This is a genomic window from Bacillus sp. FSL H8-0492, assembly GCF_038006145.1.
GTDB classification, from domain to species: domain Bacteria; phylum Bacillota; class Bacilli; order Bacillales; family Bacillaceae_G; genus Bacillus_A; species Bacillus_A mycoides.
Genome location: NZ_JBBOUP010000001.1, coordinates 481,871 through 501,334 on the forward strand (window position 1 = coordinate 481,871; position 19,464 = coordinate 501,334).

Consider the following 19,464-nt stretch of genomic DNA (forward strand, 5'->3'; position numbering starts at 1 on the left):
AAGACTGACTTTTTATAATTTTATTAAAATTCTTATAAAATCGCAAAATTTTTTTGCTATTTTCTCTTAAAAATTTTCAAATGATAGAAAAATTTTGCGGTTATGCAGATTTTTTTCGTAAGAAATCCTAATTTTACATAGGTATTGAGGTTGGTACGTATTTTGCATGAATAGTAGTTAAGATCTCTAAATTTAAAGAGTAGGGGGATTATGAATCTTTATAGTGTATGCAACGTTTCAGTTTCAATTAATAAGAGGGAGGAATTTATAAAGTGAAGACGGTTATAGAAGGCGTGTATAGTCCTTGTTACGGGAAAGTAGAGAAATTATTTGTTACTGAAAGTTCTTACGTATATGAGTGGGAAAAATTAGCGTTAATTGAAACAATAGATAAGCAGCAGGTGGAAATTAAAGTGGGAATCAGTGGTTATATCGAATCATTAGAAGTGGTAGAAGGACAAGCTATCGCTGATCAAAAACTATTAATAACAGTGAGAGATGACCTTTTAATAACAGGTAGTGATTAATATAAGTAGTGTGTATTTTTGCTCTTTTAAATAATTATTTTTACTATGAAGAATTTTAAAAACGCTTACATTAAATGGGTTTGTAAAGTGAAAAGGGGGGATTTATATGATGGATCAAAACCAAGGATTAAAAAGGGAATTGAAAAGTCGGCACATATTTATGATTGCACTCGGAGGGGTTATTGGTACTGGGCTTTTTTTAGGATCCAGTTATACAATTCATGAAGCTGGACCTGGAGGAGCGATTGTAGCGTATCTTGTCGGTGGATTTGTTATGTATTTAACGATGCTCTGTCTTGGAGAGTTAGCGGTTGCGATGCCTGATGCAGGATCGTATCAAACATATGCTACAAAACATATTTCACCTGCAGCGGGTTATGTAGTGGGATGGATGTCGTGGCTAAACTGGACGGCTACGATAGGCATTGAATTAATTGCAGTTAGTATATTAATGAAACGTTGGTTTCCAGATGTATCATCATGGATTTGGTGCGTAGTGTTTGCCGTATTGCTCTTTGTTATTAATGCGTTATCTTCAAGAAGTTTTGCGGAGGTTGAATTCTGGTTTGCAAGTATTAAAGTAATTACAATTATTGCATTTATCATTTTAGGCGGGGCAGCAATGTTTGGTTTTCTAGATATGAAAGGAAATGAACCAGCACCGATGTTTTCTAGCTTTACTGATTATGGTGGATTGTTCCCAAATGGATTATCAGCAATTTTAATTACGATGATTGCAGTTAATTTTTCATTCCAAGGAACAGAACTAGTTGGTATTGCAGCTGGTGAGAGTGAAAATCCAGAGAAAACGATCCCGAAGGCAATTAATAATACAGTTTGGCGCATACTTGTTTTCTTTGTACTATCCATTTTTATTCTTGCGGGACTATTTCCTTGGCAGCAAGCAGGCGTGATAGAAAGTCCATTCGTAGTTGTATTTGATAAAATTGGTATTCCTTATGCGGCTGATATTATAAATTTCGTTATTATTACAGCGGTACTATCAGTTGCGAATTCAGGATTATATGCAACTTCTCGTATGCTATGGTCGATGTCTAATCAAGGAATGATTAGCCCGATTTTTGGTAAATTATCTAAAAACGGTGTTCCTATTTATGCATTGATTGTAAGTACGTTTGTAGGGTGTCTCTCATTACTATCAGGTATTTATGCGGAAGATACAGTTTATTTATGGCTTCTTTCTATTGCTGGGTTTGGAGCGATATTAGTTTGGGCATCTATTGCTTTATCTAACCTATTAGCTAGAAGGACATACGTGAAGCAAGGGGGAGATATTAAGGATTTGAAATTTAAAACACCACTGTATCCATTTGTTCCAATTCTTGCTTTAGTGTTAAATTTAACAGTAATTGTAGCTATGGCTTTTATTCCAGAACAAAGAATGGCATTGTATTGTGGTATTCCATTTATGATTGTTTGTTTACTATTTTATCGTGCTACCAGAAATAAGAGAAGTAAAGTAGAACATAATGAAAAGACAAATACAACTGAATTAGAAAGTTTATAATAGTGATTAATTTGGAGACTGTAAGATTGTAAACAGTCTCTTTCTTTGTGAAAATAAATTTGGAAACATACTACGTATGCAAAGGGGAATTAGCAATGAATCAAGAAGTTTCACAGCTATTAGAACAGATTGATTTACGAAAAGAGGAGCTACTAGAACTTACAAAAACTTTAATTCATTTTGAAACACCAGCACCACCAGCAAGAAATACAAATGAGGCGCAAGAATTTGTTGCGGAGTTTCTAAAAAAACGAAATTTTAGTATTGATAAGTGGGATGTATATCCAAATGATCCGAATGTTGTTGGAGTGAAAAAGGGGACAGCAAGTGAGTCACATAAAAGTCTCATTATTAATGGACATATAGATGTTGCAGAAGTATCAAAGGACGAACCGTGGGAAACAAAGCCGTTTGAGCCGTTTATAAAAGATGGTTGGTTAGTTGGGAGAGGCGCAGCAGATATGAAAGGTGGACTAGCTGGAGCCTTATTTGCTATTCAGCTTTTAGAAGAAGTGGGGATTGAATTACCTGGAGATTTAATTTTTCAATCGGTAATTGGCGAAGAAGTAGGAGAAGCAGGGACACTTCAATGTTGTAAGCGTGGTTATGATGCTGATTTTGCAGTAGTAGTTGATACAAGTAATTTACATATGCAAGGGCAGGGCGGCGTAATTACTGGATGGATTACAGTGAAAAGCCCGCAAACGTTTCATGATGCAACACGTAGACAAATGATCCATGCTGGAGGACGTCTATTTGGAGCGAGTGCGATTGAGAAAATGATGAAGATTGTCCAAAGCTTACAAGAATTAGAGCGTCATTGGGCAGTCATGAAAACATATGAAGGCTATCCATCTGGAACAACAACAATTAATCCAGCTGTTATTGAAGGAGGACGTCATGCGGCATTTATCGCGGATGAGTGCCGATTGTGGATAACCGTACATTTTTATCCAAATGAAACGCATGAACAAATAATAGAAGAAATAGAAGAGTATTTAGGAAAAGTGGCAGCAGCAGATCCATGGTTAAGAGAGAACCCACCACAATTTAAGTGGGGCGGAGAATCAATGATTGTGGATCGTGGCGAAATTTTTCCTTCTTTAGAAGTAGATAGCGAACATTTTGCTGTCAAAACGCTAAGTTCAGTACATGAATCTATTTTATCTAAAAATGCAATTTTAGATATGTCAGCAACGGTAACTGATGGCGGATGGTTTAGTGAGTTTAACATTCCAGCTGTTATTTACGGACCAGGTACATTAGAAGAAGCTCATTCAATAAATGAGAAAGTTGAAGTTGAGCAGTTAATTGAATTTACAAAAGTAATAACAGCGTTCATATATGAATGGTGTCATACAAAAAAATAGATTAGTATATTGAAATTGTACAGGTATGTACTTGTACGCTTTTTTAGTGAACTATTTCAGAGTTGAACATAAACAACTGAAATAGTTCTTTATTTTTCTATGTTTTTCGTTTTATTTCAATTAATTTCTCTTTAGCTAATTCAACGGCAATCGCATCATCTAAATAGCCGATTGGAAAAAGATAATCGGGGATAATGTCTGTTGATAAAATGAAATATAGTAAGGCACCCCCAATAATTGCACGCTCTTCGGTTGAAATGGTTTCTGTACAAAATTGTTGGTACATATTTGTTAATTGCTCAATGAAAGGACCAGCACTATCAATTTGTTCTATTTTACTTTTGAAACTCTCGTGAATACGCTTTTCGCCTTCAGTAGTTTGAGCATAGCGCTCGTAATTTTCAAGTTCTTGTTTTACACGAGTTGTTGTGTATTCGAAGTCGAATAGGTTAGAGGATTGTAATGTTTGTTGAATTGTATCGAGAGATGTGTACATATCTGCTTTTTCCTTATTTATGTGTGGAGAGTTAGGGTACATTTCATCAAGTAATAATTGCGGTGGAACTTGTAGACAGTTTGCGAATTTTTGTAAATGGTTTTGCTTCGGTTGTTGTTTGCCATTAATTATTCTTGAAATTGTTGCAGGATCAATATTTGTAAGTGTTCCTAGTTGGCGCATAGATAGAGCGCGCTCCTTTAACAGTTTCTTTATTAATTTACCGAGCCGCTCATTTGGATTTTCATTGGGCATAATGTAGGCACTCCTTTTCTATTGTCTATCGTTGAAAAAATGTTGAGCATTTATTACAAGTATATGAAACAGACAGGCACAGTTGCTCAACATTTTCATAATATGCAACGAAAAGTGAGAAAAGGGGTGACTGTACGATGAGTACGGCAGGTTTATTTTCAATTTTTTTAATCGGGATTGCGTCTAATTTAGATAATGCAGGTGTTGGGATTGCATATGGCATTCGTAAAATTCGAATTTCGTGGCTTAACAATTTTATCATCGCATTTTTTGGATTTTTATTTACTTTACTAGCTGGATTTTTTGGGAATTGGATCGCATTATTTATTTCAGAGTTCACAGCAAACATTATTGGAGCAATCGTTTTAGGAATAATCGGGGTGTTTATTTTATGTCAGCCTTTCTTGATTCAAAAAGATACCGTAGAATCTAAAAATAGTAGTGTACTTATGGGGGTTTTACGTGATCCAGAAAAAGCAGATTTTGATGGTTCTAAAACAATTAGTTTTTCTGAAGCAATTGTTTTAGGAGTTGCATTGTCCATAAACAATATTGCAGGTGGATTTGATGCTGGAGTAACAAATTTAAATCTTTGGCTTACGGCATGTATTTCTGGAGTTTTTAGTTTTATTTGTATTAGTGGTTTTACGTATGTTGGTAAAAGATTTTTAGCTGAATACTTAGGGAAATGGGCAACTATAATTGCAGGTGTGTTATTAATTCTTATTGGAATTGATCAATTGTTGTAAGAAGGATAGGGAAAACAGTATTCGAGTATTTCCTTGGAAATACACTAAAAAATTGCATATATCGACGTGAAATCTTTTCACGGTAATGAAAGATTGTAAGTATTATACAAATCTTTGGTGTGAAAAGGTTTAAAAAAGTAAAAGCACCTGTATAGGTGCTTTTTAGCGTATATCTTCAATTAGTTGTGCACATTCTTCATCATGCATACTGTACTCACTTAAAACTTGAATACAAAGCCATTTCAGTTCTTCAATGCTATGCTCAAGTTCTTCGGGAAGTACATGGTAAATGTCTTCAAGTCCCATTCCGAAATGAATAAGTTCTAATACTTGATCATCGATGTTCCGATCCATTAATAGTTCAAGCACTTCTAAATTGAATATGTATCGGTGAGATTCATCGAGTGAAACAACTTTTAGTTTCAAACTTTCTACAATACTCAATATAAAAAGAAGAATTGTTTTTTCGAGAACAGGTTGTTTCTCCATTTGAAATATGAGTTTCATCTTTTACCCCTCCACATACAGCGCTAGGTTGTACTATATTATTCAGGAGGGGGGAGCAAATATGCATAATAAAGAGAACTTTTATTACTGTTTTTTGGAATTGTATTGATGCCTAGTAGAACGGATTTTTTGTGAAATAAAAAATCCTGCCAATATAGCAGGATAACTTCTAAATTAAAACATACTCCAACCTTCTTGGGCAGAAAGTAATTCAAGAATTTTAAAACCGGCGATACTATTTCCGTTTGCATCTAAAGCTGGTCCGAAAATACCGATTCCCATTTCGCCTTTTACGCAGCCGAAAATGCCGCCCGCTACACCACTTTTTGCAGGGATTCCAACACGAATTGCAAATTCACCAGATTCATTATACATCCCGCAAGTAACCATAAATGTTTTACAAATTTTCGTAATATGTTTAGGGATGATCTGTTTCTTTTTATAAGGATCATATCCATCCATTGCAAAGATTAAACCAACACGTGCTAGGTCGATACAGTTAACCTCAATTGCACATTGACGCGTATATAAATCCATAAGTTCTTCAATATCGTTATCGATGATGCCATTTTGTTTCATATAGTAACAAAGTGAACGGTTTAAGTAAGCTGTTTCTAATTCAGAAGTGGCAACTTTAGAAGAATAACTAATAGTAGGGTTGTCTGTTATATCACGCAAAAATTGAAGAATGCGTTCCATCTTCTCCTCGTTATCATTACCAGCTAGCATACTTGTAATGGCTAATGCACCCGCATTAATCATTGGGTTAAGAGGCTTGGAAGAACTTGTTGTTTCAAGCTTAATAATAGAATTAAAAGGGTCACCAGTTGGTTCCATTCCAACTTTAGAAAATACATATTCTTCACCACGGTCTAAAAGGGCAAGAGCAAGTGTAATTACTTTAGAAATACTTTGAAGAGTAAATAGTGTTTGTGAGTTACCAGCATGGATATATTCTGTTTCTTTATGGAAAATGGCAATCCCTAGATCATTTGGATTTGCATTTCCTAGTTCGGGGATATAAGTAGCAAGTTTTCCTTTTTTCGTATATGGTTTTACTTGTTCTAACAACTGCTGTAAGTTGTTTGTTTCAATGCACTGCATAGTACCAACGCTCCTATTTCGAATTAACTAAGTTTACTTTTCCCGATATGCTCGGAAATAAATAATAACATGAAAAAGTGGAATGATAAAACGAAAGTTGAATGTTCTATAGTGAGTCTTCAGTTTCGAGTATTCCGTGTTATAAAAGGAAAATTTCCCTTTTATATAACAGTTTGGAAATAGGAGATTTATCCATAAAAAGTTCGGAAATAAAAACTACACATCTATACAACTATATGTTATTATGGTTATGTAAATAGAAAGCGTTTTCTAAAGCGTACTTATAATGATAACGATTTCATAAATTTGATAGGGGGAATTAAGATGTTGCAGTTTTTACAACGTATTGGTAAAGCGTTAATGCTTCCAATCGCCGTACTACCAGCAGCAGGATTATTGCTTCGTTTAGGGCAACCAGATGTATTTAATATTCCTGTTATGGCACAGGCCGGCGCAGCGGTTTTTGATAATTTAGCACTTATTTTTGCAATTGGTATTGCAATTGGTCTTTCAGTTGATGGTAGTGGTGCAGCAGGTCTTGCAGGTGCAATTGGTTATCTAGTTATGAAAAATAGTATTGATGCACTTAGTAAAGGATATTCTACTGCAGAATTACAAGATAAATTAGGTAAAGTTCAAGATTTAATAGGGAATAGCGCAAATGTAGATCCATCTAAGCTTGCGGATACAATGACACAAGTATCTAAGGCAGCCGAATTATCGACTAAAGTGGATATGAAAGTTTTAGGTGGTATTATTGTCGGTGTTATAGCAGGATTACTTTATAATAAATTCCATAAAATTAAACTTCCAGAATGGTTAGGTTTCTTTGCTGGAAAACGTTTCGTTCCGATTGTTACATCGGTTGTGATGCTAATATTAGGAATTCTATTCGCGCAAATTTGGCCAGCAATTCAAAATGGTATCGATGCATTAGCTCATGGAATTGTTAATTTAGGTGCAGTTGGTTCAGGTCTATTTGGTTTATTAAACCGTCTATTAATCCCAATTGGTTTACACCATGTAATGAACACATACTTCTGGTTCGTATTTGGTGACTTTACAAATGCAGCAGGTAATGTTGTAAATGGTGATATCGCTCGCTTCCTTGCAGGGGATAAAACAGCAGGTATGTTTATGACTGGTTTCTTCCCAGTTATGATGTTCGGTTTACCAGCAGCTTGTTTCGCAATGATTGCAGCTGCTAAACCAGAAAAACGTAAAATGGTTACAGGGATGTTAGGTGGTCTAGCATTAACTTCATTCTTAACTGGTATTACAGAACCTATTGAATTCTCATTCATGTTCTTATCACCATTATTATATGGTATTCATGCCGTGTTAACAGGTATTTCTTTATTCGTAACAACATCACTTGGCATTCACGATGGTTTCACATTTAGTGCCGGTGCAATTGATTACTTCTTAAACTTTGGTATTGCAACAAAACCAGTGTTACTAGCTGGAATCGGTTTAATTTACGCAGCAATTTACTTTGTAGTATTCTACTTCTTAATTAAGAAGTTCGACTTAAAAACTCCTGGTCGTGAAGATGATGATGATGAGTTAGTTGAAGATGGAGACGCACCAGTTGCAGGTTCAATTGGTGAAACTTATGTAGCTGCTTTAGGTGGAAAAGACAATTTAACAGTTATTGATAACTGTGCAACGCGTCTACGCTTACAAGTGAAAGATGCAGGTTTAGTAAATGAGCCGGCATTAAAACGCGCAGGTGCAAAAGGTGTTATGAAATTAAGTAATACAAGCGTACAAGTTATCGTAGGCACAAACGTTGAATCTGTTGCCGATGATATGAAAAAACACGTGTAAATAGTTAGATTTAGATAAGAGGATATCCAAAAAGATTGATAACAACAGTCTTTTACAGGATATCCTCTTTTTTTGTTAATTTTTTAAAGGGAATCTTACTTTTATAAATTTTCTTTTTCTTTTTTGAACATATAGGTTGGTAATATGTTCGGTGCGTGATACAGTAGTGATGACATAAAATGGAGTGTCCATAATCTGCGAAAATGATTTGAAATAAGTCTTGTGTAGATGAATTAAATTATCGGTAAATAAGGGGAAAAAGGTAATCATGGATCAGGAAAAAAATACTGTTAATGGGAAAGCAAATCGGTCGATTGTATACATAAAAAGAACAATCATTCTAGCCCTACTACTGTCACTTGTATATTTCATGTATACAAAAATTGTTGCGCATAATAAAAAAGAGGAAACTTTAAAAGCAGCAGCAGAAATGAAGAAGCAAGAAGAGTTGAAAAAGAAAGAAGAAGAAAAAAAGAAGCAAGAAGCACAAAAACAAAAAGAGCAGGAAGAACAAGTGAAACAAGCGCAAGCTATAGAGCAGCCTGCTGAAGGACCGCCTCAAGAAATTAATGAAAACGCTCAATTGGATCAATATTTACAAAACGCAGGATTTAGTGGAACAGCTGTTATTGTGAAGAACGGAAAAGTTCTTTTGAATAAAGGATACGGTATGGCGAACAAAGAGAAGCAAGTACCGAATAATTCAGAAACGACCTTTTATATTGGCTCTATTTCAAAGGCATTTGTAGCGACTGCTATTATGCAATTAAAAGATCAAAATAAATTACAAGTAGAGGACACGGTTGCAAAATATATTCCAGATTTTCCTCAAGGTAATAGCATTCAGCTAAAACATTTATTAACACATACATCAGGGATTCCAGAATATGAGCAGGGAACAGAAGATATCTCTCATGAAGAGTTGATAAAACGGATAGGAAAGCAAAAGCGTGTTGGGAGTCCAGGAGAAAAATGGAAATACTCCGATTCGAACTATTCGATACTTGCCTATATCGCTGAGAAGGTAAGTGGACAACCATTAGAAGAATATATTAAACAACATATTTTTGCTACTGCTGGTATGAAGCATTCTGGTTTTGGTAAAGCGTTAGAGCAAACAAGGTTCCCATCAACAGGTTATAAAATAGTGAATAACAACATGACAACACCTAACATTCCGAGCATGTCACAACTATATGGTTGTGGTGATATATATACAAGCGCACATGATTTATATTTATTTAATGAAGCGCTATTCTCAGGAAAATTAATTTCAAAAGAGAGTTATGATCAAATGTTTACAGCCGTGAAAAAGGATTACGGATTTGGCTGGTATGTAGATCCAGGCAGTTATTCAAATCACGGTGTAATGCCAGGTTGGAATTGCTTAAATGGATTTAGTAAAAATGGTAGTGTATATGTTGTGTTATTATCTAACATTCAAAACAACATCAAATCATTTGGTAAAGTGAATAACGACATTTATACGATGTTACGAAATATAGAAGTGTAAAAGACTGTCCTTTTGGATAGTCTTTTTTGCATTGAGGAAATATATGTGCGGTGCGATAATGAAATAAATGGAAAAGGGGGAGGTTTATGAGTATACATAAGCATCATGCACGCAATGCGAAACGAACTTTGTTTATAGCTATCATTGTATGGATTATCGTTGTAATGGGATTAGTTATGGAATATAAAAAAGGAACAATATTCACTTCAGATAAAGAAATCCTGAAATTAATAGGTATTTTGCTACCAGCGTTTGGATTACTAATATATAGTTTTATAGAAAAACGAAGAGCAAAAATGCTTAAACAGGACAATTGTAATATAGGGAGCTCTAGATTATTTGAACAACAAAAGTTCGTTGTTCGTAGAGAGGTAGGGGTATTTCAAGTAATAACGTACTTTGGATTAGATGGCAAGGCAGTAGGGTTTTTAAAAGAAGAGTATAATTCCGTTATTCAAAGTATATGGAAAGGTGCACTTTCTTTTCTTTTTAAGGGACTACATAAGCAACAATTTTATTTATATAATCAATCGGGAGAAAGATTGCTGCGTGTTCAAAAGAAGATGGGCGTGCGTAACTTCTATATATTTTATAGTATAAATGGAAAGAAAATTGGAGAGTTGAAACAAGTACTAAGTTTAACAAAATGGGAATGGATATTTTTAGAGATGAATGGTAAGGAAATTGGTAAAGTGACTGGGGACTTTTCAGCAACAATGCAGAAAATAGACTGGCAAGATGGAACACATATTGATGTGAAAGAAGATGGTATTCCGTTAGAAGCTGCAAAATATTTTTCGGCAAGTGGTGGATCCCTTGTTACAGCTTCTATATCCGAACAAGCAGAATTATCAAGAGCGGTATATTACGGCGTAGCTGCCATTGTGACAATTAAAAATTAAAGATTAGAAAAGCGATAGATGGGAAACCATCTATCTTTTTTATGCTCTGAAACAATTATTTCTTTTAGAAAATGTATGCCTTACCTATCACAAAAAAAGTCTGCTTTGTATAAATTAAGATGTATGGATGTAAATTTTTATACTTTAAAAATAATAGGAGGAGAAGCATATGTGTCTGTTCAGAAAATATTGGCATAAATTATCCAGACTGTTTAATAGACAATTAGGCTATTTTTTAGATGACAAGTTACTGCCTGCTGTGGAACGACTTTTATTTTCACAAAACTTTGCGAGATTTATTCAAAGAAATTCTAAGCAAGCTACGGAAGAGTTTATAGAATCAAGTCAATTTCAATCTATTATTTGTAACATTTTAAAAGAATGCAATACATCACCTTTTAAGGAAATTGCAAAGCAATATTTAGGTAAAAACGTAGAAATTACTGTGACAGTTGGACAGTTAATAGGTGTTATTGTAGCAGTTGGTGACGATTTCTTAACGCTGCAAGAAGGAATAGGAACTGAAGTTTTATTACCATTTACAAGTATTATATCAATGAAAGAAGTGTAAGAAAGGAGACTTATATATGTTATTTACTGATGAATTGCGTAACCATGTTGGTGAATTAGTGCAAGTTGTGACAGCTGTTGAAATTGTTGCAGGTATTCTTTTATCTGTTACGGACGGGGCAGTAAGTGTTCGTACATCTCCTTCTTATGGACCACCTGAAGATGTACTTGTGCGTATTCCTATTATTGCTTATGTTCGCTTGGAAGGGTAAGAGTGATACAAGTATGAGAATATCAGTTGTTATTCCAGCGCATAATGAAGCAAGTACTTTATCACAAGTTTTAGTAGAAGTGGAGAAGCTGAAGCCGTATGAAATTATTGTAGTAGATAATGGATCGACAGATGGAACGAATGAAGTCGCATTACAGCATAGTTGCCATGTAATTTATTATAAACATTCTCTTGGTAATGATGTAGGAAGGGCAATTGGAGCTAGAGAAGCAAAAGGTGAAATTGTATTGTTTTTAGATGGTGACATCGTTATTGAGAGTAAAGAGCTACAACGTTTCGTGAAAGGAGTTCAGCAAGGGCATCAAATTGTTGTGAATAATTTAACATGGTCTGTTTATTTAAAGATGAGACCACACTATACGACAGTTGGAAAATTCATGTTGAATCGTTATTTGAATAAAAAAGAGCTTGTTGTTGGTTCTTTAATCGCAATTCCACATGCGATGAATCGGGATGTTATTGAGAATCTTGGGTGGTGGAATTTAGCAGATCCAGCACTATTTCAAGCGATGGCGATGTCTAGAGGAGTAGATATTGCCGATATGGCTTCGGTCGATGTAATTCACACGAATAAGGTTCGTCCTGTGCATACGGGTACATCACCTGGTTCTCCTTATCCGAAGGCGACTAGTCGTATTATGGGTGATCATTTGTGTGCTTTGCAATACGTAATCGAAATATATGGTAAACGTGGCGGTTTTTCGGAGGGAAACAGGGATAGAGAGTTTATAGGGAAGTATAAACCAGTTTTATTACAAAAGGAAAAAGCGAAATACAGTGCTATTATACCCGTATCAGAAGAAAAAATGACTATAAGATCTGTCATACAGGAAGTGAAAAAGGCAGGTGTAGATGAAATCATAGTTGTTGCGAATGGAGCAGATGCCGAGACAATTAAACAAGCAAAGCTAGAGAATGTTATTGTAGTTGAATTCGCGAAGGCACTTGGACATAATGTAGCACGAGCGATAGGGGCTATGCATGCTACGGCAGATATTTGTTTATTTGTTGATGGTGATTTTGCTATTCCGGCAAAAAAGCTAATTCCATTTTTGCATGCTATTGAAGACGGAAATGATGTGGCGTTAAATGATTTGCAATGTTTGTTAGATATGTTTCACCCGGCAGATCCAATTAGTATGGGGAAATATTTCGTGAATTTGGTAGCGAAACGACCAGATTTATGGAACAACTCATTAACGGCAGTGCCACATGCTATGCATAAAAAGGTAATAGAGAAAATTGGATATGATTCCCTTATCATTCCACCATTAGCTCAAATGAAAGCTATTTTAGAAGAATGCTCTATTACAGCAGTGGAATTTGTAGATGTTATAAAAACAAATCGAGTACGTCCAGAGCAACATGGGTTTGTAAATGGAAGAATTCCTGCATTCGATCGTATTTTCGGTGATCAGCTTGAGGCGATTGCTTATTTATTACAACATACGAATGGGCGCGGGAGTTTTACAGACGGAGAAAGGGATAGAGATATAATACTACAATTGAGAAGGGAAGAAGAGAATATAGATGAATGCTAGTAGTAAAGTCACCATTATTGGATTAGGATATGTTGGCCTTCCTTTAGCGGTCCTTTTTGCAGAAAGAGGACATGCTGTACTTGGATTAGATAAAGATACTAGGAAGATAGAATCAATAATTAAAGGAGAAAGTTATATTCCTGATGTTTCTTCTAACGTATTACAAAATTTATTGAACGAGAGAAAATTAATAGTAAATACACCAGATAAAGGTGTTGCGGAGTTCCAAAATAGTGAGTATGTTATTGTGACTGTGCCAACGCCAATTAATGAGAATAAAGAACCCGATTTAAGTGCACTCGTTTCAGCCTCCCATTATATACAACAACACCTTCAAGAAGGACAAACCTTCATTTTTGAAAGCTCCACATATCCAGGTACACTGGAGGAAGTTATCATTCCGATTATTTCTCAAACAGGTAAAAAGGTAGGAGAAGATTATTATATTGGGTATTCTCCAGAGCGAATTGATCCAGCGAATAGCCAGTATTCAGTTGAAACAATTCCAAAAGTTATTAGTGGACAAACCGAGCAGTGTAAACAAAAAGTACAGGATTTGTATAGCACTATATTTGATGTAGTCGTTCCAGTTAGCTCTCCGAAAGTGGCCGAGATGTGTAAGCTATTTGAAAATATTCAGCGCTTAGTTAATATTTCATTAGTAAATGAGTTAAATATACTTTGTGAAAGTTTGAATATTAATTTTTATGAGGTGCTTGAAGCGGCATCTACAAAACCGTTTGGATTTACTCCGTATTGGCCAGGACCAGGAATAGGAGGACACTGTATTCCGGTAGATCCTTTATATTTTCAATGGAGAATAAGAAAGGCTGGAGCAATTAGTCAATTAATTGAGGCAGCACATGTAATTAATGAAGAAATGCCAGCGAAAATAATCGGGAAAGTAAAAGGTGTGGTGCAATCACCCGCAACGGTTTTAATAGTAGGGATTGCATATAAGAAAGATGTAAATGATTTGAGAGAATCACCGGCGTTGCCAATTATTCAATTATTAATAAAAGAAGGATACAAGATAGAATATCATGATCCGTATATTTCTACAGCGAAAATTAGAGATACACTATATCAATCTGTTCCATTAGATGAACAAAGAATTAAACAAGCAGATTGTATTTTAATTGTAACGGATCACTCTAGTATCGATTGGAATCTTTTTAAAGGGATTGAGCGATTAATAGATACACGTGGAATCGTAAAGAAGGTGAGTGTATGAGTGAAAAATGTTTAATTACAGGTGGAGCAGGATTTATTGGTTCGCATTTAGCTGAAGAGTTGGTGAAAAGAGGTTATGAAGTTACTATTGTGGATAACTTCTATAAAGGAAAAAATAAATATCATAATGAGTTAATGAAAGAGCTCCGGGTTATTCCAATAAGCGTTTTAGATAAAAATTCAATTTATGAATTAGTGAATCAACATGATGTGGTGTTTCATTTAGCTGCAATTTTGGGAGTCAAAACTACAATGGAAAAAAGTGTAGAGCTTATTGAAACAAATTTCGATGGAACGAGAAATATTTTACAAGCAGCGTTAAAAGGGAAGAAGAAAGTAGTATTTGCATCTACTTCTGAAGTATATGGAAAGGGAGAGCCGCCATTCTCTGAAGAAGGAGATCGTTTATACGGTGCAACTTCCAAAATACGTTGGAGTTATGCAATTTGTAAAACGTTAGAGGAAACATTATGTTTAGGGTACGCATTAGAAGGTTTACCTGTAACGATTGTTCGTTATTTTAATATTTATGGTCCAAGAGCGAAAGATGGTCCGTACGCAGGAGTAATTCCACGATTTATTCGTGCGGCTTTGCAAGGTGACGATATTCTCGTGTATGGAGATGGAAAGCAGACACGCTGCTTTACGTATGTAAGTGATGCGGTCGAGGCAACAATTCGTGCAATGGATGAGAAGGTAAATGGTGAAATTATTAATATAGGTTCTGAGAATGAAAAAAATATAAGGGTAGTAGCGGAAGATATAAAAAAATTAACGAAGTCTATTTCCAAAATTGTGCACGTTCCATTTGAGAAAGTATATCCACATGGATTTGAAGAGATTCCAAATAGAAGACCAGACGTAACGAAATTAAGAGAACTTGTTCAGTTTCAAGCGAAAGTAACGTGGGAACAAGGATTGAAAGAAACTATTAAATGGTTTCGTGAAGAAAACAATGGCTAAGTCGTTATCAGTTATTATTCCCGTATGTAATGAAGTGGATACGATTTCAGATGTGGTTCAATCGATAAAACCATTGAATCCAGTAGAGATTATTGTAGTAGCAAATGGTTGTAATGATGGTACAGAAGCGATTGCTGAGAGCTTAGGCTGTACAGTAATCCAGCATAAAGAGTCACTTGGTAACGACGTTGGACGCGCAGTTGGTGCAAAACATGCGATAGGTGATGTATTACTGTTTGTAGATGGAGATTTTGCTATTCAAACTTCAAAATTACAATTATTCCTTAATCCGATTTTACATGATCAGGCGGACATCGTTTTAAATAATTTGGACGCATTATTTTTAAAGAAACAAAAACCGCACTCCGTGACAGTATGGCGCCAAATATTAAATGCAATGTTAGAGCGTGAAGAATTAAAAATTGATTCTTTATTATCTGTACCTCATGCGCTGACGAAGGAAGTTGTGCACAGTATTGGAGACGAATGTTTTGTTAATCCTATTGTGGCTCATCTACGCCTAGCACAAAGTAAATGGAGAATTAGTCGTCATTGTGCAATTGACGTTATTACGCCAAATAAATTTCGTCCATTCGAGCATGCTGCATATGGCACGGATCTTTCTCAATCTGAAAAACGAATGATAGGTGATCATATAGAAGCTGTAGCAGAGCGGATATTAGGCAGCAATGGGCGCGGAGGATATTATGATGGAAATAGGAAAAGAGAGAGTGTCTATCATACTCTAAATTTTGAAGATTTTTATCAAGGATGGGGCGTTACATCTAATTTATATAAAGGAGAGCAATTATCGGTAATTATTCCTGTGCAAAATGAAGAGAAAACAATTGGAAACGTTATAGAAGAGCTTCGCAAAATTGAACCTTTTGAAATCATCGTTGTTGTAAATGGTTCGTCCGATAAAACGGCAACAATTGCAAAAGACAAGGGAGCAACAACAATTGTGTATAAAGAAGCACTTGGAAACGATGTGGGGCGTTCGCTTGGAACTTATTTTGCAAAAGGAGAAATTGTTTTATTTATAGACGGTGATTTTGTTATTCCAGCTAGTGAGCTATATCCTTTTGCAAAAGCTATTGCAGATGGAACAGATGTCGCATTAAATGATTTAAATCATTATTTAGATTTGAGAGTACCACTTCATCTTGTAACAGCATTTAAATATGCATTAAATTTAGCTTGTGATAGAAAAGATTTAGGAGTAGGATCTCTTATTGCTGTACCTAATGCGTTTAGTCGTACTTGTTTGAAGGAAATAGGGTATAAATCATTATTGTCACCTTGTGTAGCACAAGTGAAAGCTGTACTTTCAGGTTTTGAAATCGCTTGTGTAAGTCGTATCGATGTTGATAAGATGAACCGTATTCGTCCCAGTGAACATTTCGCAAAAATAGGTCATCCTCCAGCTGTCCTTCGAATTATTGGTGATCATATAGAAGGATTAGAGCAATTAATTGCATTAACAAACAGTCGTGGTGGATTTTACGATGGAAATAGAAAAAGAGATGTTTTATAGTGGTAACAAAAAAAGTGTACAACGTATGTACACTTTTTTGCTTTGTTATAAAAACTATAACAGTTTAGGATATAAGAGTATTACAGCTCTACAATGGGTATCGTTCTTATATTACAAAATAGGACTCGCATATAAGAATACTAAAAAAATACAATTAAAGAAAGGGTTAATTCTAAAGAGTTTTATATGAGGTTAACACTATGTATGTAGTAGTTTGCTCAACATTTCACAAACATGTCACAACTATTTCGTTCACTTACGAAAAAAAGTAGTATTCTAAGTGTGTAAGCTGTTATATAAAAAAACGTAGTCCTGTACTAATCAAAAATGGAGGAGATTAGGATGACTCAAGTATTAGAAAATGTAAAAAACGCGTGGGAAAACTTTAAAGGTGAAAAATGGAAAGCAGAGATTGATGTTCGCGATTTCATTTTAAATAATGTAAACGTTTACGAGGGAGAAGACTCTTTCTTAGCGGAAGCAACTGAAGAAACGAAAAAACTTTGGGATCAAGTAATGGATTTAACAACAAAGGAACGTGAAAACGGTGGCGTTCTTGATATGGATACAAAAATTGTTTCTTCTATTACATCACATGAACCAGGATATTTAAATAAAGATATTGAAAAAGTGGTCGGTTTCCAAACTGATAAACCATTTAAACGTTCTTTACAACCATATGGTGGTATTCGTATGGCGGAACAAGCTTGTGAAGCGTATGGATATGAAATGGATAAAGAACTTAGTAGTATTTTCAGAGACTGGCGTAAAACTCATAATCAAGGTGTATTTGATGCATACACACCAGAAATGAAAGCGGCTCGTAAATCAGGTGTTATTACTGGCCTTCCAGATGCATATGGACGTGGACGTATTATCGGTGACTATCGCCGCGTAGCGCTATATGGTATAGATCATTTAATTGAAGCGAAAAAAGCTGATTATAATTTAACTGGCGGTGTAATGAGCGAAGATACAATGCGTTTACGCGAAGAATTATCTGAGCAAATGCGTGCACTTCAAGAGTTAAAACAGATGGCTGCTTCTCATGGATTCGATATTTCTAAGCCAGCTACAAATGCACAAGAGGCTTTCCAATGGTTATACTTTGCTTATCTTGCAGCAATTAAAGAGCAAAACGGGGCAGCAATGAGCCTTGGACGTACCTCTACATTCTTAGATGTTTACATTGAAAGAGATTTAGCAAATGGTACTTTAACAGAAGAAGAAGCACAAGAAATTGTTGACCATTTCATTATGAAATTACGTCTTGTGAAATTTGCAAGAACACCTGATTATAATGAATTATTCTCTGGAGATCCGACTTGGGTAACTGAATCTATCGGTGGTATGGCGTTAGACGGTCGTCCGTTAGTAACAAAAAACTCATTCCGTTTCTTGCATACATTAGATAATTTAGGACCAGCACCAGAACCAAACTTAACAGTTCTTTGGTCTAAACAATTACCAGAGAACTTTAAAAACTACTGTGCGAAAATGTCTATTAAAACATCAGCAATTCAATATGAAAATGATGACATTATGCGTCCTGACTACGGTGATGACTACGGTATTGCTTGTTGTGTATCAGCAATGAGAATCGGTAAACAAATGCAGTTCTTCGGAGCACGTGCAAACTTAGCGAAAGCATTACTATATGCGGTTAACGGTGGTAAAGATGAAAAGTCAAAAGCACAAGTTGGTCCTGAATACGCACCAATTACTTCTGAAGTATTAGATTATGAAGAAGTTATGCGTAAATTCGATATGACAATGGAATGGTTAGCTGGTCTTTACTTAAATACATTAAATGTAATTCACTATATGCACGATAAATATAGCTATGAACGTATTGAAATGGCACTTCATGATACAAATGTTCTTCGTACAATGGCAACAGGTATCGCTGGATTATCTGTAGTAGCAGATTCTTTAAGTGCAATTAAATATGCACAAGTAAAACCAATTCGTGATGAAAATGGTATTGCAGTTGATTTCGAAATTGAGGGAGATTTCCCTAAATACGGTAACAATGATGATCGTGTAGATGAAATTGCAGTAAATCTTGTGAAAACATTTATGAACAAGCTTCGCAAACATAAAACATACCGTAATTCTGTTCATACAATGTCAATCTTAACAATCACATCTAACGTTGTATACGGTAAGAAAACTGGTAACACTCCAGATGGACGTCGTACTGGAGAACCATTTGCACCGGGCGCAAACCCAATGCATGGCCGTGATACAAAAGGTGCATTAGCATCATTATTATCTGTAGCTAAATTACCATATGAAGATGCACAAGATGGTATTTCAAATACATTCTCTATTATTCCAAAAGCACTTGGTAAAGAAGATGATGTACAAGTACGCAACTTAGTATCTATGCTTGATGGATATGCAATAAAAGAAGGACACCACTTAAATATTAACGTATTTAACCGTGAAACATTAATGGATGCAATGGAGCATCCTGAAAAATATCCACAATTAACAATTCGTGTATCTGGTTACGCTGTTAACTTTATTAAATTAACTCGTGAACAACAAATTGATGTAATAAACCGTACAATGCATGAAAGCATGTAAGTGAAAAAAGTGTCC

At 35.2% G+C, this 19,464-nt stretch carries 19 protein-coding genes; 16 read left to right on the plus strand and 3 right to left on the minus strand.

Annotated elements, in window-relative coordinates; translation table 11 throughout:
• The first annotated feature begins 272 nt into the window (after positions 1-272).
• The 3 genes from MHH66_RS02480 (at position 273) to MHH66_RS02490 (ending at position 3,425) form a co-directional block, all read left to right on the plus strand.
• On the plus strand, positions 273-527 hold the full coding sequence (locus MHH66_RS02480) for a biotin/lipoyl-containing protein (RefSeq protein WP_002010281.1): 255 nt from the start codon (positions 273-275) through the stop codon (positions 525-527).
• Positions 528-633: 106 nt separating this feature from the next.
• Positions 634-2,055 (plus strand): amino acid permease, encoded by a 1,422-nt coding sequence (locus tag MHH66_RS02485; RefSeq protein ID WP_061674659.1) that lies wholly within the window; start codon positions 634-636, stop codon positions 2,053-2,055.
• 47 nt (positions 2,056-2,102) lie between these two features.
• Positions 2,103-3,425, plus strand: coding sequence for an acetylornithine deacetylase (locus MHH66_RS02490; protein WP_078185176.1), 1,323 nt, complete (start codon positions 2,103-2,105; stop codon positions 3,423-3,425).
• 97 nt (positions 3,426-3,522) lie between these two features.
• On the opposite strand, the gene MHH66_RS02495 is transcribed toward MHH66_RS02490, so the two are convergent.
• Positions 3,523-4,176 (minus strand): helix-turn-helix domain-containing protein, encoded by a 654-nt coding sequence (locus MHH66_RS02495; protein ID WP_002169221.1) that lies wholly within the window; start codon positions 4,174-4,176, stop codon positions 3,523-3,525.
• 137 nt (positions 4,177-4,313) lie between these two features.
• Between MHH66_RS02495 and ytaF the strand changes: the two genes are divergently transcribed.
• Positions 4,314-4,925 carry a sporulation membrane protein YtaF gene (ytaF, locus tag MHH66_RS02500; RefSeq protein WP_078185177.1) on the plus strand — a complete coding sequence of 204 codons (612 nt, stop codon included), beginning with the start codon at positions 4,314-4,316 and terminating at the stop codon, positions 4,923-4,925.
• Positions 4,926-5,087: 162 nt separating this feature from the next.
• Here ytaF and MHH66_RS02505 read toward each other — a convergent pair whose 3' ends face one another.
• Positions 5,088-5,432, minus strand: coding sequence for a DUF3969 family protein (locus MHH66_RS02505; protein ID WP_002125038.1), 345 nt, complete (start codon positions 5,430-5,432; stop codon positions 5,088-5,090).
• 174 nt (positions 5,433-5,606) lie between these two features.
• The gene (glsA, locus tag MHH66_RS02510) at positions 5,607-6,536 is read right to left on the minus strand and encodes a glutaminase A (RefSeq protein ID WP_078185178.1); all 930 of its coding nucleotides are present in this window, start codon (positions 6,534-6,536) and stop codon (positions 5,607-5,609) included.
• A 69-nt stretch (positions 6,537-6,605) separates the two neighbouring features.
• Between glsA and MHH66_RS02515 the strand changes: the two genes are divergently transcribed.
• The 12 genes from MHH66_RS02515 to pflB all read left to right on the plus strand — a co-directional run bounded on the left by MHH66_RS02515 (position 6,606) and on the right by pflB (position 19,449).
• Positions 6,606-6,719 carry a transcriptional regulator gene (locus MHH66_RS02515; protein WP_078185179.1) on the plus strand — a complete coding sequence of 38 codons (114 nt, stop codon included), beginning with the start codon at positions 6,606-6,608 and terminating at the stop codon, positions 6,717-6,719.
• Between the two features lie 141 nt (positions 6,720-6,860).
• A complete protein-coding gene (gene nagE / locus MHH66_RS02520) occupies positions 6,861-8,366 on the plus strand; it encodes an N-acetylglucosamine-specific PTS transporter subunit IIBC (protein WP_078185180.1) in 1,506 nt (501 codons plus the stop codon).
• 268 nt (positions 8,367-8,634) lie between these two features.
• On the plus strand, positions 8,635-9,879 hold the full coding sequence (locus tag MHH66_RS02525; RefSeq protein WP_078180138.1) for a serine hydrolase domain-containing protein: 1,245 nt from the start codon (positions 8,635-8,637) through the stop codon (positions 9,877-9,879).
• Positions 9,880-9,965: 86 nt separating this feature from the next.
• Positions 9,966-10,781: a sugar ABC transporter ATP-binding protein gene (locus MHH66_RS02530; RefSeq protein ID WP_078185181.1), complete on the plus strand. Its 816-nt coding sequence runs from the start codon at positions 9,966-9,968 to the stop codon at positions 10,779-10,781.
• A 169-nt stretch (positions 10,782-10,950) separates the two neighbouring features.
• Positions 10,951-11,352 carry a hypothetical protein gene (locus MHH66_RS02535; RefSeq protein WP_002125041.1) on the plus strand — a complete coding sequence of 134 codons (402 nt, stop codon included), beginning with the start codon at positions 10,951-10,953 and terminating at the stop codon, positions 11,350-11,352.
• A 16-nt stretch (positions 11,353-11,368) separates the two neighbouring features.
• Positions 11,369-11,563, plus strand: a complete 195-nt coding sequence (locus MHH66_RS02540) for a hypothetical protein (RefSeq protein WP_002029614.1) — start codon at positions 11,369-11,371, stop codon at positions 11,561-11,563.
• Positions 11,544-13,124 carry a glycosyltransferase family 2 protein gene (locus tag MHH66_RS02545; protein ID WP_340866652.1) on the plus strand — a complete coding sequence of 527 codons (1,581 nt, stop codon included), beginning with the start codon at positions 11,544-11,546 and terminating at the stop codon, positions 13,122-13,124. The genes MHH66_RS02540 and MHH66_RS02545 overlap by 20 nt, the downstream gene beginning before the upstream one ends.
• Positions 13,114-14,358, plus strand: a complete 1,245-nt coding sequence (locus MHH66_RS02550) for a nucleotide sugar dehydrogenase (RefSeq protein ID WP_078185183.1) — start codon at positions 13,114-13,116, stop codon at positions 14,356-14,358. The genes MHH66_RS02545 and MHH66_RS02550 overlap by 11 nt, the downstream gene beginning before the upstream one ends.
• Positions 14,355-15,320 (plus strand): NAD-dependent epimerase/dehydratase family protein, encoded by a 966-nt coding sequence (locus MHH66_RS02555; RefSeq protein WP_002166985.1) that lies wholly within the window; start codon positions 14,355-14,357, stop codon positions 15,318-15,320. The genes MHH66_RS02550 and MHH66_RS02555 overlap by 4 nt, the downstream gene beginning before the upstream one ends.
• Positions 15,313-16,857, plus strand: coding sequence for a glycosyltransferase family 2 protein (locus tag MHH66_RS02560; RefSeq protein WP_078185184.1), 1,545 nt, complete (start codon positions 15,313-15,315; stop codon positions 16,855-16,857). The genes MHH66_RS02555 and MHH66_RS02560 overlap by 8 nt, the downstream gene beginning before the upstream one ends.
• Positions 16,829-17,047 (plus strand): hypothetical protein, encoded by a 219-nt coding sequence (locus MHH66_RS02565; RefSeq protein WP_078185185.1) that lies wholly within the window; start codon positions 16,829-16,831, stop codon positions 17,045-17,047. The genes MHH66_RS02560 and MHH66_RS02565 overlap by 29 nt, the downstream gene beginning before the upstream one ends.
• A gap of 152 nt (positions 17,048-17,199) precedes the next feature.
• On the plus strand, positions 17,200-19,449 hold the full coding sequence (pflB, locus tag MHH66_RS02570) for a formate C-acetyltransferase (RefSeq protein ID WP_002063690.1): 2,250 nt from the start codon (positions 17,200-17,202) through the stop codon (positions 19,447-19,449).
• Positions 19,450-19,464: the final 15 nt, after the last annotated feature.